This window comes from Thioclava sp. GXIMD4215 (assembly GCF_045291555.1).
Lineage (GTDB): Bacteria > Pseudomonadota > Alphaproteobacteria > Rhodobacterales > Rhodobacteraceae > Thioclava > Thioclava litoralis.
This window is the reverse complement of record NZ_CP149515.1, coordinates 910,809-925,510: the sequence shown is the minus strand read 5'-3', so window position 1 is coordinate 925,510 and position 14,702 is coordinate 910,809. Positions and strand designations below refer to the sequence as shown.

General features: G+C 58.9%; 13 protein-coding genes. 5 read left to right on the top strand and 8 right to left on the bottom strand.

Features of this window, described 5'->3' with window-relative positions:
* Positions 1 to 7 precede the first annotated feature (7 nt).
* Both WDB86_RS04510 and mnmA read right to left on the bottom strand, forming a co-directional pair.
* Positions 8 to 1,414, bottom strand: coding sequence for an MFS transporter (locus WDB86_RS04510; protein WP_406736734.1), 1,407 nt, complete (start codon positions 1,412 to 1,414; stop codon positions 8 to 10).
* A 98-nt stretch (positions 1,415 to 1,512) separates the two neighbouring features.
* The gene (gene mnmA, locus WDB86_RS04505) at positions 1,513 to 2,652 is read right to left on the bottom strand and encodes a tRNA 2-thiouridine(34) synthase MnmA (protein WP_406736733.1); all 1,140 of its coding nucleotides are present in this window, start codon (positions 2,650 to 2,652) and stop codon (positions 1,513 to 1,515) included.
* 126 nt (positions 2,653 to 2,778) lie between these two features.
* On the opposite strand from mnmA, the gene WDB86_RS04500 reads away from it, so the two are divergent.
* The 4 genes from WDB86_RS04500 (at position 2,779) to recG (ending at position 8,279) form a co-directional block, all read left to right on the top strand.
* Positions 2,779 to 3,057, top strand: coding sequence for a DUF1153 domain-containing protein (locus tag WDB86_RS04500; protein WP_339107106.1), 279 nt, complete (start codon positions 2,779 to 2,781; stop codon positions 3,055 to 3,057).
* A 95-nt stretch (positions 3,058 to 3,152) separates the two neighbouring features.
* Positions 3,153 to 3,860: a response regulator transcription factor CtrA gene (gene ctrA, locus WDB86_RS04495; RefSeq protein ID WP_339107107.1), complete on the top strand. Its 708-nt coding sequence runs from the start codon at positions 3,153 to 3,155 to the stop codon at positions 3,858 to 3,860.
* A 205-nt stretch (positions 3,861 to 4,065) separates the two neighbouring features.
* The gene (gene ligA / locus WDB86_RS04490; protein ID WP_406736732.1) at positions 4,066 to 6,189 is read left to right on the top strand and encodes an NAD-dependent DNA ligase LigA; all 2,124 of its coding nucleotides are present in this window, start codon (positions 4,066 to 4,068) and stop codon (positions 6,187 to 6,189) included.
* On the top strand, positions 6,189 to 8,279 hold the full coding sequence (gene recG, locus WDB86_RS04485; protein WP_406736731.1) for an ATP-dependent DNA helicase RecG: 2,091 nt from the start codon (positions 6,189 to 6,191) through the stop codon (positions 8,277 to 8,279). Before ligA ends, recG begins: the two co-directional genes overlap by 1 nt.
* A 452-nt stretch (positions 8,280 to 8,731) precedes the next feature.
* Here recG and WDB86_RS04480 read toward each other — a convergent pair whose 3' ends face one another.
* Positions 8,732 to 10,138, bottom strand: coding sequence for a methyl-accepting chemotaxis protein (locus tag WDB86_RS04480; RefSeq protein ID WP_406736730.1), 1,407 nt, complete (start codon positions 10,136 to 10,138; stop codon positions 8,732 to 8,734).
* Between the two features lie 52 nt (positions 10,139 to 10,190).
* Positions 10,191 to 10,622 carry an iron-sulfur cluster assembly scaffold protein gene (locus WDB86_RS04475; protein WP_406720636.1) on the bottom strand — a complete coding sequence of 144 codons (432 nt, stop codon included), beginning with the start codon at positions 10,620 to 10,622 and terminating at the stop codon, positions 10,191 to 10,193.
* Between the two features lie 61 nt (positions 10,623 to 10,683).
* Between WDB86_RS04475 and hisI the strand changes: the two genes are divergently transcribed.
* Complete coding sequence (hisI, locus tag WDB86_RS04470) at positions 10,684 to 11,043, top strand: phosphoribosyl-AMP cyclohydrolase (RefSeq protein ID WP_406736729.1); 360 nt, start codon at positions 10,684 to 10,686, stop codon at positions 11,041 to 11,043.
* Here hisI and gluQRS read toward each other — a convergent pair.
* The 4 genes from gluQRS to WDB86_RS04450 form a co-directional block, all read right to left on the bottom strand.
* A complete protein-coding gene (gluQRS, locus tag WDB86_RS04465) occupies positions 11,033 to 11,866 on the bottom strand; it encodes a tRNA glutamyl-Q(34) synthetase GluQRS (RefSeq protein ID WP_406736728.1) in 834 nt (277 codons plus the stop codon). The genes hisI and gluQRS overlap by 11 nt on opposite strands.
* Positions 11,867 to 11,872: 6 nt before the next feature.
* Positions 11,873 to 13,216 carry a methylenetetrahydrofolate--tRNA-(uracil(54)-C(5))-methyltransferase (FADH(2)-oxidizing) TrmFO gene (gene trmFO / locus WDB86_RS04460; protein ID WP_406736727.1) on the bottom strand — a complete coding sequence of 448 codons (1,344 nt, stop codon included), beginning with the start codon at positions 13,214 to 13,216 and terminating at the stop codon, positions 11,873 to 11,875.
* 217 nt (positions 13,217 to 13,433) lie between these two features.
* Positions 13,434 to 13,784, bottom strand: coding sequence for a DUF6614 family protein (locus tag WDB86_RS04455; protein ID WP_339107115.1), 351 nt, complete (start codon positions 13,782 to 13,784; stop codon positions 13,434 to 13,436).
* A gap of 171 nt (positions 13,785 to 13,955) precedes the next feature.
* Positions 13,956 to 14,660 (bottom strand): porin, encoded by a 705-nt coding sequence (locus tag WDB86_RS04450; RefSeq protein ID WP_339107116.1) that lies wholly within the window; start codon positions 14,658 to 14,660, stop codon positions 13,956 to 13,958.
* Positions 14,661 to 14,702: the final 42 nt, after the last annotated feature.

The window sequence follows — 14,702 nt, the reverse complement described above, 5'->3', positions numbered from 1 at the left end:
CGTATGGTCATGCAGTGCGTTTGAGGTGACGTAAAGATGCTCCGTCGGTTGTTTTCAATCGGCTGAAAATCAGGATGGCCAAAGGCCCGGTGGTGGCCACAATCGCGAAGCCTAGAGTAAAGGCGTGCAATGGTATGGCACTATTGCTAATTTCGGCACCGGTTGCGAAGGCAGAAAGTTCCAAAGCACCACCGGCCAGCGCGATTCCCAAAGTCAGCGAGACCTGTTGGGCGACCGCTGCAAGCGAGGAGCCGCGGCTCATTTCTTGCGGATCCAGATCGGCAAAAGTAATGGCATTGATCGCGGTGAAGGTCAGTGCTTGCGCGACGCCTCCGATTAAAAGCAATGGCACAAGATACCAGTCATAGGGGCTGGTGACGGTTCCAAACCCCAACAGGCTCGCGGCACGGACGCAGGTGCCAAGGATCAGCATACTGCGAAATCCGAACCGGTCGACAACCTTGCCGGAAAATCCCCTGATGGAGAGTGCGCCGACGGCGGTCAAACCGGCAAGCGCCCCCGAGGCGAGAATGGACATTCCTAGGCCAAGCTGGAATAGCAGAGGCAGCAAAAGCGCAATGGCGCCGTTGCTCAGGCGGAAGGCCGTGCCGCCCCAGATGCCAATGCTGAACGTCCGGTGCCGGAAGAGGTTCGGGTCGAGAAGAGCGTCGTTGCGGTGACGGGCGCGCAGGGCATAGGCCATCATTAAACCCAAACCGGTCAGGCTCAGCCCAAGGGCGACGGGCATGGGCATGATATGCTCGCCCAAGGCGCTTAGCCCTGCCATAAGGGAGCCCAAGCCGATGGCCGAGATGAAAAAACCCAGTATGTCGAACCGCTTCGGGGGGGCGGGGGTGTCATGCGGCAGGTGGCGGAATGCCAGAGCCAGCGCGAAAGACCCGAGCGGGATGTTGATCAGGAAAATCCAGCGCCAGCCAAGTGTTTGGGTTACTACCGCGCCAACCAGCGGTCCGAGGGCTGGACCGATCAGCGCGGGGACGGTCAGATAGACCATCGCTTTGACCAGTTCCTGCCTGTCGGTATTGCGCAGTACGATCAGGCGACCGACAGGGGTCATCATCGCGGCCCCTGCGCCCTGCAAGGCGCGCGCCAGAACCAGGCCAAGTAAGGTGGATTGATCTGCGCAGAGTGCGGAGGCGCCGATAAACAGAAGCATGGCAAGGATGAAGGTGCGGCGCGCTCCGAACTTATCGGCGATCCAGCCCGAAATCGGCACCAATGCTGCAAAGGCAATGAGATAGGTGGTCATCGCCATTTTCAGCGATAGCACCGCAACATCGAGGTCCCGCGCCATCACCGGAAGGGCGGTCGAGAGCACTGTCGCGTCGATCAGCTCCATTAGAAGAGCGAAGGCGATGGTCAGGGGGAGAATGTTTTCGCGGAGTTTTTGCATGATCGGGCTTTCGTCAACATCGCGATCCTAGCGCCCGAACCCCTCCTGTCCATGACAGGGCCGCACAGGAGGGTGTGCTTTGACGATTTCGGGCCCCGTTACCGGCCCTTCCAGATCCAACCGCCGCCGAAGATCCGGCTGTCATCATTGGAGTAGAAGACGCAGGCCTGACCGGGCGAGACGCCTTCTTCCGGTACGATCAGCTCGACCTCCGCTTCGGTCGCTGAAATCGGGCGAATGATGGCAGCACGCGGTGGACGGGTCGAACGGACCTTGACCGAAACATGCCATTCCTTGCGCGACGTGAAGGGCTCGTCGCCGAGCCAGTTGATCTCGCGCACCGGAATCGTGCGGGTGGCCAAGGCCTCTTTCGGTCCCACGATCACACGGCGATGATCGGGGTCGAGTTTGACCACGTAGAGCGGGTCGGCCATGCCACCAATTCCAAGACCGCGTCGCTGGCCGATCGTGTAATGGATCACGCCGCGATGTTCGCCCAGAATATTGCCGTCCATATCGACAATCTCGCCCGGATCGGCGGCACCCGGACGCAGTTTTTCGATTACACTTGCATAATTGCCGTTCGGAACGAAGCAAATGTCCTGACTGTCGGGCTTGTCGGCAACCGGCAGGCCGTGTTTTGCAGCCAAAGCACGGGTTTCGGCCTTGGAATGCAAATGTCCAAGCGGGAATCGCAGGAAAGAAAGCTGTTCGGGTGTGGTCGAGAACAGGAAGTAACTCTGGTCACGATTCGAATCGGCTGCCGAATGCAGCTCGGGACCATTCGGCCCCACTTTGCGCTGGATATAATGCCCCGTCGCCATACAATCGGCATCCAGATCCTTCGCGGTTTCCAGAAGATCCTTGAATTTGACGCGTTCGTTACAACGGATACAGGGGACAGGGGTTGCTCCGCCAAGATAGGCATCGGCAAATTCGTCGATCACCGCTTCTTGGAAGATGTTTTCATAATCAAGCACATAATGCGGGAACCCCATCGTTTCCGCCACGCGCCGCGCGTCATGGATATCACGTCCGGCACAGCAGGCGCCCTTTTTGGCAAGCGCGGCCCCGTGATCGTATAGCTGCAACGTCACCCCCACGACATCATAGCCCTGTTGTGCCAATTCCGCGGCCACGACAGAGCTATCGACGCCGCCAGACATGGCGACAACGACTCGCGTGTCTTCGGGGCGCTTGGCAAAACCAAGCGAATTGAGTGGCATATCCTTGCTCATGGAAAACGTCCCTTAACCAGGTCCGCAGAAATATAGGAAAATCCTACCTATTCTCAAGGGTTAGTTTCACCCGTCGTTAAGACCCATCCGTCACATTCTAGAGCATCGAAGTGAAGGGGTGTGCCCATGTATCTGAAAAAAGTCGATGGTCCGCGGTCTATCACACTGCCTGATGGTACGATTTTGACCCGTGCGGACCTGCCACCTGCCGAAACGCGCCGTTGGGTGGCGTCGCGTAAGGCTATTATTGTTAATGCGGTCTCTCATGGTCTGATCACGCGCAGTGAAGTGTTGGAGCGCTATGATCTGTCCGATGAGGAACTCGATATCTGGACCCATGCCGTGCAAAAACACGGTCTGGCGGGGTTGAAGGTGACTGCTATCCAGAAATTCAGACAACCCTAGGAGGAATTGAATAAATTAACGTTCTAGGGTAATAGTGTGTTAACCATTTGGTGCGAGGGTTCCAATAACTAAGGAATTAATGCGGAGAACCGAATATGCGGATTTTGTTGGTGGAGGACGATCCCACGACGTCGCGAAGCATTGAGTTGATGCTGACTCATGCCAATCTCAACGTCTATTGCACTGATCTTGGTGAAGAAGGGATCGATCTCGCCAAGCTGTATGACTACGACCTGATCCTGCTTGACCTGAATCTGCCCGATATGAACGGGCATGAGGTTCTGCGGCAGTTGCGCATGTCGAAGGTCGATACCCCGATCCTGATCCTGACCGGTGCTGATGATACCGAGAACAAGATCAAGGGGTTCGGGTTCGGTGCGGATGACTACATGACCAAACCCTTCCATCGCGAAGAGTTGGTCGCCCGCATCCATGCGATCATCCGTCGCTCGAAAGGGCATTCGCAATCGGTGATCCGCACGGGTAAGGTCTCTGTCAATCTCGACGCCAAAACCGTGGAGGTCGAGAATAAGCCGGTCCATCTGACTGGCAAAGAGTATCAGATGCTCGAACTTCTGAGCCTTCGTAAGGGGACGACGCTGACCAAAGAGATGTTTCTGAACCATCTCTACGGTGGCATGGACGAGCCCGAATTGAAGATTATCGACGTTTTCATCTGTAAGCTTCGTAAGAAGTTGGCGGATGCAACTGGCGGGGAGAATTACATCGAGACCGTCTGGGGCCGTGGCTATGTGTTGCGCGATCCCGATCCGGGCGAGATGGAGCGCCGCGTCGCCGTCTAAAATCGACTCAGTGTCGCGTATTCCTTGTTTGATCTGAGAAGCCGCATGAAAATGCGGCTTTTTCATTTTTTTAGCGGCATTTTTTAATCTGTAACATGAAGTTCGTATCTGTGTATTTCACGGCTGTTTGGGTGCGGTGGCTGGACGTGAGGCGGAGAAGGCCATATTTGTGACGCGCGCGATGTAGCAAGATAGAGAGCCCGCCATGAATTCTTCCGCCATTCCCCCCGGTGATATGACAAAAGATACGGCGGCGCGCGAGATTGCGGACCTATCAGCGCGGCTTGAACGGGCGAATACGGCGTATCACACGCAGGATGCGCCGGAGATTTCTGACGCCGAATATGATGCGTTTAAACGCCGCCTTCTTGCATTGGAGGCGCAATTCCCGGATCTGCAACGTGGCGACAGCCCGTCCCAGAAAGTGGGTGCGGCTCCGGCGGAAGGGTTTGCGAAGGTCCGGCATGAACAACGGATGATGAGCTTGGGCAATGCCTTCGAGGATGAAGATGTCGAGGATTTTGTCCGCGGCATCCGGAAATATCTCGGATTGGCAGCGGATACGCCCTTGTCTTTTACCGCAGAGCCAAAAATTGACGGGCTATCGCTTTCGTTGCGTTATGAAAAAGGTGTGCTTGTTTACGCTGCAACGCGTGGCGATGGGGAAACGGGTGAAAACGTTACAGAAAATGCGCGGACGATCCCCGATATTCCGCAGCATTTGAAAGATGCGCCGGATCTGCTTGAGGTGCGCGGCGAGGTGTATATGGCGCATGACGATTTTGCGGCGCTCAATATCTCGCAAGATGAACGGGGCGAGAAACGTTTTGCCAATCCGCGGAATGCCGCCGCAGGGTCGTTGCGCCAGCTGGATCCGCGGGTCACTGCGCGCAGACCATTGAAGTTTTTTGCCTATGCTTGGGGGGTGCTGTCGGCACCTCTTGCAGATACCCAAAGCGGAGCGATCAAGCGTTTGGCCGAACTTGGTTTTTCGACAAATCCGCTGACCAAGACCTGTTCCGGATCGGCGCAGATGATTGCCCAGTATCATGCGATCGAAGCAGATCGGGCGATGCTCGGCTATGATATCGACGGTGTCGTCTATAAGGTCAACGACCTTGCGTTGCAGGCTCGGCTGGGCTTTCGTTCGACAACGCCGCGTTGGGCGATCGCACATAAATTCCCTGCCGAACTGGCATGGACCCAACTTGAGAAGATCGAGATTCAGGTGGGGCGGACTGGTGCGCTCAGTCCCGTGGCGCGTCTGACACCGGTCACGGTTGGAGGTGTGGTTGTCTCCAACGCGACCTTGCATAACGAAGACTATATTGCAGGGCGCGATTCGAAAGGCGAAGAGATCCGTGGCGGGCGCGACATCCGCGAGGGGGATTGGGTGCAGGTTTATCGCGCAGGCGATGTGATCCCGAAAATTGCGGATGTGGATCTTGCGCGTCGCGCGGAAGGTCTGCAACCCTATGAATTTCCTTCGAAATGCCCTGAATGTGGTTCGGACGCCATTCGCGAGGAAGGGGATGCGGTGCGTCGGTGTACCGGCGGATTGATCTGTCCGGCGCAGCAAGTTGAAAAGCTCAAGCATTTTGTCTCGCGCGCTGCGTTCGATATTGACGGGCTTGGCGCCAAACAGGTTGAGGCGTTTTATGAAGATGGCTGGGTCAGGGAGCCTGTCGACATTTTCACTCTGCGGGACAGATATGGGCCGGGTCAGGTGCGGCAATTGAAAAATCGCGATGGTTGGGGGGAGAAATCCGCGCTCAAACTGTTTGACGCGATTGACCAGCGGCGTGATATCGCGCTTGCGCGTGTGATCTTTGCTTTGGGGATCCGTCATGTGGGAGAACAGACCGCGACGTTGCTGGCGCGCCATTATGGCACATGGCCGTCTTTCGAAGCCGCAATGACGCAGGCCGATCCGAGAGGCAATGCAGCCTGGGAGGATCTGCTTGGCATTGACGGTGTTGGCAAGGTTCTTGCCGAAAGTCTGGTGAGCACCTTCCATCAGGAAGCCGAGCGCGGGTCGATTGACCGTCTGATCGCGCAGCTTCGGGTGCAAGAGGCCGAAAAGCCGAAAAATGATAGCGAAATCGCAGGGTTGACGATCGTATTTACCGGAACGCTTGAAAAGATGACACGTTCGGAAGCCAAGGCGCGGGCCGAGGCGCTGGGGGCAAAAGTGGCGGGGTCCGTGTCGAAGAAGACCGATATCCTTGTGGCCGGTCCGGGGGCCGGATCCAAAGCAACCAAAGCGGCAGATCTTGGTGTGCGGGTGATTGACGAGGATGCGTGGCTGGTTATGGCCGGGCAAGGCTGATGGCAGGTCGGCCCGAGAGTCTTTTCCCGCTATTCGGTAAGCTTGAAAGCTTGCCCGGTATCGGCCCGAAGCTGGCACAGACATTGACACAGGCTGGCCTCGAAAAGCCGCGTGATCTGCTGCTCACTCTGCCTTACAGTCTGGTCGATCGCCGTCCGGTGCCCACGGTGGCGGGGGTGCCGCACGGGCAGGTCGTGACGACCGAGGTAACGGTTCTGCGCCATGTGAAGGCCGCGCGGGCGGGGGCACCTTCGCGGGTGATCGTTGAAGATGCGCAGGCCGAGATCACGCTGGTCTTTTTTCGGGGCAATGACCAATGGTTCCAGAAGCAGCTTCCTTTGGGCGAGCGGCGGATCGTTTCGGGGAAGGTCGAAATCTACGAGGGCCGCGCGCAAATCGTACATCCGGATTTTATCCTTCTGCCTGAGCAACTTGAAGAGATTCCGCGCTTCGAGCCGATTTACGCTCTCTCTGCGGGGATCACGCAGAAGGTCATGGGCAAGGCCGCCGAAGGAGCGCTGGCCTTGTTGCCCGAGCTTCCCGAATGGATCGATCCCAACCTGAAAAAGCGTGAAGACTGGCCGGATTGGCACGTGGCCATGCAGGCGGCGCATCATCCGGAAGATCTTGCGCACTGTATGCCGCAGTCGCCGGCGCGTATGCGGCTGGCGTATGACGAGTTGTTCGCGCATCAGCTGACCTTGGCTTTGGCGCGACGTAACGCCAAACGCAAACCGGGGCGGGTGACGCGCGGTGATGGCCGTTTCTCCGCGCGCATTTTGCAAAATCTGCCCTATGCGCCAACTGGCGCGCAGACCCGTGCGGTTGCCGAAATTCGGGGCGATATGGCCTCTGATCGCCGCATGAACCGTCTGCTTCAGGGGGATGTCGGGGCGGGGAAAACGCTGGTGGCATTGCTGGCCTTGGTCACAGCGGTCGAGGCGGGAGGCCAATCCGTTATGATGGCCCCGACCGAGATTCTGGCGCGCCAGCATATGGAGGGGATTGCGCCTCTTGCCCGCGATGCGGGGGTGCGGGTCGAGCTTTTGACGGGGCGCGATAAGGGTGCGGATCGTGCGGCCAAGCTGGAAGATCTTGCCGCAGGGCGCATTGATATCTTACTCGGCACCCATGCCGTTTTCCAGAAAGATGTGCATTTTCATGACCTTCGCTTTGTGGTCATAGACGAGCAGCATCGCTTTGGCGTGGCGCAGCGGATGGAATTGGGGGCTAAGGGGCAGGCGGTCGATATTTTGGTCATGACGGCGACGCCGATCCCGCGCTCTCTGGCACTGACCCAATATGGCGATATGGATGTTTCGGTTCTGGACGAAAAGCCCCCCGGTCGGACGCCGGTCAAGACCGCGTTGATCGCGGATGAGCGTCTGGCAGAGGTCGTCGCGCATCTGACGCGTGCGGTAGACGAGGGGCGTCAGGCCTATTGGGTATGCCCGTTGGTCGAAGAAAGCGAGAAATCGGATCTGCAATCGGCTGAAGAACGGTTCAAACATCTGCGGGCGGCCTTGGGGGATGAGGTGGTCACCTTGGTGCACGGGCAGATGTCTCCGTCCGAAAAGGACGCGGCGATGGCAGAATTTCTATCGGGGACGAAACGTGTTCTGGTGGCGACCACTGTGATTGAGGTGGGGGTCAATGTGCCCAATGCCTCGATCATGGTGATCGAGCGCGCCGAGAGTTTCGGGCTTGCGCAGTTGCACCAGTTGCGCGGACGGGTCGGGCGCGGGGCTGCGGCCTCAACCTGTCTTCTGATGTATCGCGCCCCCCTGACAGAGACCGGCGAGCGGCGACTGAAGGTGTTGCGCGATAGCGAGGATGGCTTCCGGATTGCCGAGGAAGATCTCGCGTTGCGTGGTGCGGGCGATATGATCGGCACCGCGCAATCGGGGCTTCCACGGTTTCGCGTGGCCGATCTGGAACGTCAGGCGGGATTGATGGCGACCGCGCAAACCGATGCGCGCGCGCTTCTGGAAGGGGACCCCGGGCTTGAAAGCGAGAGGGGACGCGCAGCCAGAACGCTGCTTTGGTTGATGGAGCAGGATCGCGCAATCAAACTGATTTCCGTTGGGTAACCCTAAGCTTGGTAAAAATGTTCTTTACTTGTTCTCTTTTTAATGAGAACAAAAGGGCAACAGAAGCAAGGAGGTTACATTGATGTTGCGAAAAATTGGAACGGTTATCGAAGGCGATAGCCTTTTGTCCGACGTGCTTGGCGCCGCGTCGATCTGTGTAACCTGCTTGGGGCTTCTGTGTTTGCCGGGGCTTTTTTAAAGCCCGGTCTGCCTCGCACTGCGCCGCACTGTCCCCGCGGCGCGCGCTCATCGTCCTGCCCGGACGAGCCTCTTGATCACACCGGGCGCGTAGAAAGTGCCTTACTCGCCGCCATCCTCGGGATGGCGGTTTTTTCATTCAAGGCCCGTTACTAGGATGCTGTGGAGCGCCGTTTCAGGCCCTCATCATCGGCTTGGCATGCATTGGAACGATCCGTTCCCGCCGGAAAGGCAGGGCCATATAGGCTTTTCGATCAGAAGGCATAGGCAATGCGCAACCCGCCCCAGTGCCGTCCGTTCACGGTGATCGGGGCCGAGAGGTCTTTCATCAGAACGAAATGCCCGTCTCCCATGTCGCGACGATAGATCTGCAGGACAAAAGGCGCGGTCGAGCGGCCTGCACGCAACCCGACCCGATCGTCGAAAATCCGCCGATTGCGGCAGTTTGCGGTATTCCATGCAGGGTCGGCCCCCTGCGGTTTCGAGAACTTTCTGTTATGTGTGGGCAGATATCCGTTTTCATCCACCGCTGCGCAGAACACGATTTTGCCGTCCAGCTCCAATGCCGCTTCCTGAATGGAGGGCAGAACCTTATCGGTAAATAGTGTAAATCGCGCCATGACCTGTTGCGGGTTCGTGCCCTCGATCGGTTCGTAGCGCCGGTCAAAAAGAGCCGCAGTTTCGATCTGCCCCGAAGCAACTGCCTGCGTGAAAATCTCGCTGATCTTGGCGGCTTCCTGCTGCACGAAGTCGATAAGGGCCGCATCCTCCAGCGCGCCGCCAAGCTGGACAGAGTTTTGCACGATGGTCTCGCCGACGGTGATCAGGGCGGTTGTGCGTTTTTGCGCCTGCGTGACCTGTGTTCCGGTCTGCTTCATCGCCTGCGTCATCGCTCCGAAAGCCGGTGCGAAACGGCTATTGGCTTCGCGCACTTCATTCGCCCGCTGCGCAATCTCGCCCACGGCTTGACGGGTCTCGTCAACAGAGGCCGTCATGCGCGACATGGCCTGATCCGTTTCAACGGTGCCACTGAGCACGCGGGATGCGTTATCCGTGATGTTCTCGGCCTCTTTGCGCAAGGTCTGGATGCCGCTATCCAGACCTTCAATGGCCTGACTGATCCCGCCCGCCGCATTTGCCGTTTTGCGCGACAGCTCGTTAATGGCCTCGGCGACCACCGCAAAGCCGCGCCCCGCATCTCCCGCCCGTACCGCCTCGATCTTGGCGTTGATGGCAAGAATATTGACCTGCGAGGCGATCTGCCGGATCTCGCTGTTTTCCGATTGCACCTGCGCCAGGGTCTTGCCGACATCCGACATGCGCTGCGCGACCGATGTGACCCAGCTGGCGATCTTCTGCGCGTGCTGGGCCGTTTCGCGCATCTGGGTGGTGGTTTCGGCCACATGATCCTGCGTGCGCTGCGCGGCGCCGGCTACGGCCTCGATGCCGGTGATGACCCGTTCATTCGCACTCTGGATAATGGTTGCGGCACGATCGGCATGGGTCAGATGGCCCATCTGTTCCGTCGCGTTCTGGGCCAGAAGATCCAGAGCGGCTGCAATTTCGACGATTTCGCGACCTAATGTGATCGCCTGTTTGGCGATCTGGTCCAGTCCGGTTCCATTAGTCCCGGCCCCGGGATGAAAAGAAAGATCGTTCATGCAGCCTCCACCTCAGACTTTGGGAGGCTCGCATGGAAGGTTTTACATCCCGTTAAATCTGGTCGAAAGCCAGCAGGGTCGCATCCGGTGCCAGCAGGATAGATCCGTGGCGATTGGGATAGTCCTGTGCGGCCTGCAGGATCTCATATTCCGCAAAAGGGGCCGTGGGGACGGGGCCTTGGCCCGCCAGCATCCGCGCCAGGGCATCGCGCAGCGCCTGCACCTCCTCGCGCGACCGACCGATGATATTATGCCCGAAAATCGCAGCCGAGGCCTGCCCCAGCGCGCAGGCACGCACGGTCTGGCTATAGCCGGTGATGCGCCCGTTTTCGACAGTCAGCGCCACCTCGACGGTCGAGCCGCAAAGCGGCGCGCGTTTCTTGGCGGTGGCATCGGGTGCGGGCAAGGGGTCGCTATGCGGAATATCCGCCGCCAGCGCCAGAATGCGTTGCGAATAAAGCCGGAACAGATCGCCGTCGCTCATGGTCTTTTCCCCTATCTCGGTTTGCGATAGATAGGGCCTTCACCTTGCAGAGGAAACCCCTATGTCTTTCGATCTTTCCAGCCTGAAATATGATGCCAACGGTTTGATCCCCGCCATCGCCCAAGATGCCGAGAATGGCGAGGTTCTGATGATGGCATGGATGAATGCCGAAAGCCTCGCAAAGACGCTGGAGACGGGCCATGTCACCTATTGGTCACGCTCGCGTCAAAGCCTCTGGGCCAAGGGGGCGACCTCGGGCCATATGCAGCATCTGGTCGAATTGCGCATCGATTGCGACCGTGACTGCCTGCTGCTGAAGGTGACGCAGAAGGGGCCGGCCTGTCATACCAACCGCCGCAGCTGTTTCTATACGCTGGTCGAGGATGGCAAAGAGCTGATCACCGCAGAGCCTATGGCTTAAGGCCAACCATCGCGCGGATATCGGCGGGCGAGGCACCTTCGCTGCGGTAAAGCGAGATCGCCCGCGCATCATTGCGTTTGGCCAGCCGCTTGCCGTTCTCGTCACGGATCAGCCGGTGGTGATGATAACGCGGCGTGGGCAGGTCCAGCACGGCCTGCAAAAGGCGGTGCAGCATGGTGGCCTCTGCCAGATCGGCCCCGCGAATGACATCGGTGATGCCCTGTTCGGCATCATCGACCACGACCGACAGGTGATAGGCCGCCGTGCCGATATCCTTGCGCATCAGCACAATGTCGCCATGATCCTGCAACAGGCGGGCAGGGTCCAGATGGTGCAGCCCCGCATCAAGCCCCGTTTCTTCCCATGTCAGAGCCTGCTCCGGCAGGCCGGCCAAAGCCGCCGCCATATCCAGCCGCACCGCATCACCCGCCTGCGGATAGTGCCCCTTCCGGTGACGACAGGTGCCCGGATAAAGATGCGGCGCGCTGACCCCCTCTTGCGGCGCTGACATGGCCGCCTGAATATCGCGCCGCGTGCAGGAACAGGGGTAGGCCAGGCCACGGTCGATAAGATCATGGATCACCGCCAGATAGACCTCACGCCGGTCCGACAGGCGCATCACCGGCTCGGGCCATGACAGCCCCAGCCAGCGCAGGTCCTCATAGCAGCCCGCCTCATATTCGGGGCGGCACCGCTGGCTGTCATTATCCTCGATCCGCAGCAGAAACTCCCCGCCCGCCGCCATATCCCACGCAAGACAGGCGGAATAGGCATGGCCCAGATGCAGCGGGCCGGTGGGCGAAGGAGCAAAGCGCGTCCGCATCCGCCTTTATTTCGGCTGAGCGCCAAGCCACGCGGTGAACTGCTCTTTCGCGCGGTCGGTATACAGCTTGTAACGGTCCTTGCGGCCGCGCCGCCCGCCACGGGCCTCGACCGGCGGGAATAGCCCGAAGTTGACGTTCATCGGCTGGAAGGTCTTCGCCTCGGCACCGCCAGTGATATGGTTCACAAGGCTGCCCATCGCGGTCTCATAGGAGGGCGGAGGCAAATCACGGCCAAGGATCTCGGCGGCAGCCATCCGGCCCGCTAGAAGTCCCATCGCCGAGGATTCCACGTAGCCCTCGACACCGGTGATCTGCCCCGCAAAACGGATATTGGGGCGCGATTTCAACCGCATCTGATTGTCCAGAAGCGTGGGCGAGTTGATAAACGTATTGCGGTGGATGCCGCCCAGACGCGCGAAACTCGCGTTCTGAAGGCCCGGGATCATCCGCAGCACTTCCGTTTGCGCGCCATATTTCATCTTGGTCTGGAAACCCACGATATTATAGAGCGTCCCCAAAGCGTTATCGCGGCGCAGCTGCACCACGGCATAGGCTTTCTCTTCGGGCTTATGGCGGTTGGTCAGGCCGATGGGCTTCATCGGACCATGGCGCAGAGTCTCGCGCCCGCGTTCGGCCATCACCTCGATCGGCAGACAGCCATCGAAATATTTCGCCGTCTCGCCCTCGTGGAACTCGGTCTTATCGGCGGCCAGAAGCGCATCGATGAAGGCCTCATATTCGGGCTTGGTCATCGGGCAGTTGATATAGGCGTTACGCTCTTCTTCGGTTTCGCCCTTGTCATAGCGCGATTGCAGCCAGGCTACATCCATGTCGATCGACTCGAAATAGACGATGGGCGCAATGGCATCAAAGAAGGCCAAAGCATCGGCGCCCGTCTCGCTGCGAATGCTCTCGGCCAAAGCGCCAGAGGTCAGCGGCCCCGTCGCCACAATCCAATGCCCGTCTTTCGGCAGTTCGGTGATCTCGCCATAGCGCGTCTCGATCAGCGGATGATCCTTGAGCGCACGGGTCACACCGGCTGAAAACGCATCGCGATCCACCGCCAAAGCGCCACCGGCAGGCAGGCTGTGCTTATCGGCCATCGCCATGATTAGCCCGTCTGCAGCCCGCATCTCCCAATGCAAAAGCCCCACGGCATTCTGCTCGTCATCATCCGAGCGGAAGGAATTCGAGCACACCATCTCGGCGAAATCGCCGGTGCGATGGGCAAAGGTCTCAACAGTCGGGCGCATCTCATGCAGCACAACGCGCACGCCTGCATTCGCGGCCTGCCACGCAGCTTCGGAACCGGCCATGCCGCCGCCAAGGATATGGAGTGTATCTGTCATGGCGTTCGTCTAGGCCAAAGCCGTGGTTTTGAAAAGAGCCATTCTCAAGGGACAATCGGCGGTTTGTGCAAGAAACCGGCTCGGTCGCTTGCTCTACGGGGCGGGCCGTAAGGCCCGATCCCGCGCAGCCCAAGGGGCTCGATGCCCCGCAGGGCTGCGGCCCTGCGCATAAGGATGCGCGGCCCTTGGCCGGCAGGATGCGGCATAATCGGGGCCGTCAGATCAGGGCGATACGCTCGCGCCGTTCGGGATCTGGAAATTCACGGTAAAGCCCGACGCTGGAGGTCGCGATCATCGCATGCATCTGGTCGTAATGGCGGGCCAGTTCATCGTCACTCTGGCCTACAGCCCGAAACGCATTTTCCAGCATGGCCATGTCGGCCACCTCGATTTCTAACAGAAAATCCGCCTGACCCTCGGCGCCCAAGCCCAGCTTGCGCCGCATCAGCCGCCACGAACTGATCAGCCCGCGCTTTTGCAACCCGCCATACCAGATCTCAGCCGCTGCCGCGAAGGCCAGCGCTTTGGTGCCCGATGTCAGCTCAATCATACAGTGATACAAATTCATATCCAACCTCCCGGCCCATCTACCACCCCGTTCTTGCGGGCTGTCCCTCAGGCGCGTGGTCGGGATTTCAGCACAAAGGATTTGATATTCGATTAAAACCCTTTTGCACCGGTCGATAGGCAAACGGCCACCCGATTACCGGATGGCCGCATCATCGCATGTCGATAAAGATCAGTGCCCGACGATCAGATCCGACAGGCTGTGGTCGCTGAAGCTGACGCCACCCTGGCCCAGATCGGCACGCAGGCCGATCCCCACATAGCTTTCCGCGTCGTCGTGGTTGGGATCATTGAAGCCCAGCTCGCCCGTCATGGCATAGCCGTTGCCCATCTTGTATTCGCCGGTTGCGGCGATACGACGGCCGGTCACATTATCGGTGTCGTAATAATCCACACGGCCCCCTACCGAGACCTGCGAATTCAGCGGCATCGAGGCGGACACATTGTACAGATTGCCCTGCAGGTCGGCATCGTGGTTCTTCATGTGGTTATACGCCGCCTCAACCGAGAACAGCCCGTAATCCGCACCATATTCCACGCCCAGCGTGGTGATGTCATCGCTGTCGAGGCGCTCATACCCCGCACGTGCACCGAATTTCATGGTGTCGTTCATGTTATAGATCGCATGCAGGGCGGTGGATGCGCCGTCCCAGCTATCGTCCCAATAACGGTTCAGTGCCATGTCACCCTGCACCGAGAATTGCGGCGCAAAGCCGATTTCCATCTGGCCACCGATGCTGGTGCGCGAATTGTCCCGCGAATCCGCATCAAGGAAGTTGTAATGCGAAAGGCCGACATTGGCACCGACGACATCGGCAGCATGGCCAGCCAAGGGCGCAAATCCGGCCAGAAGGGCGAGGATAGCTGTCTTTTTCATTGTCTCTACTCTGCTCGTTGGTCTGTGATCTTGCGCCACAGA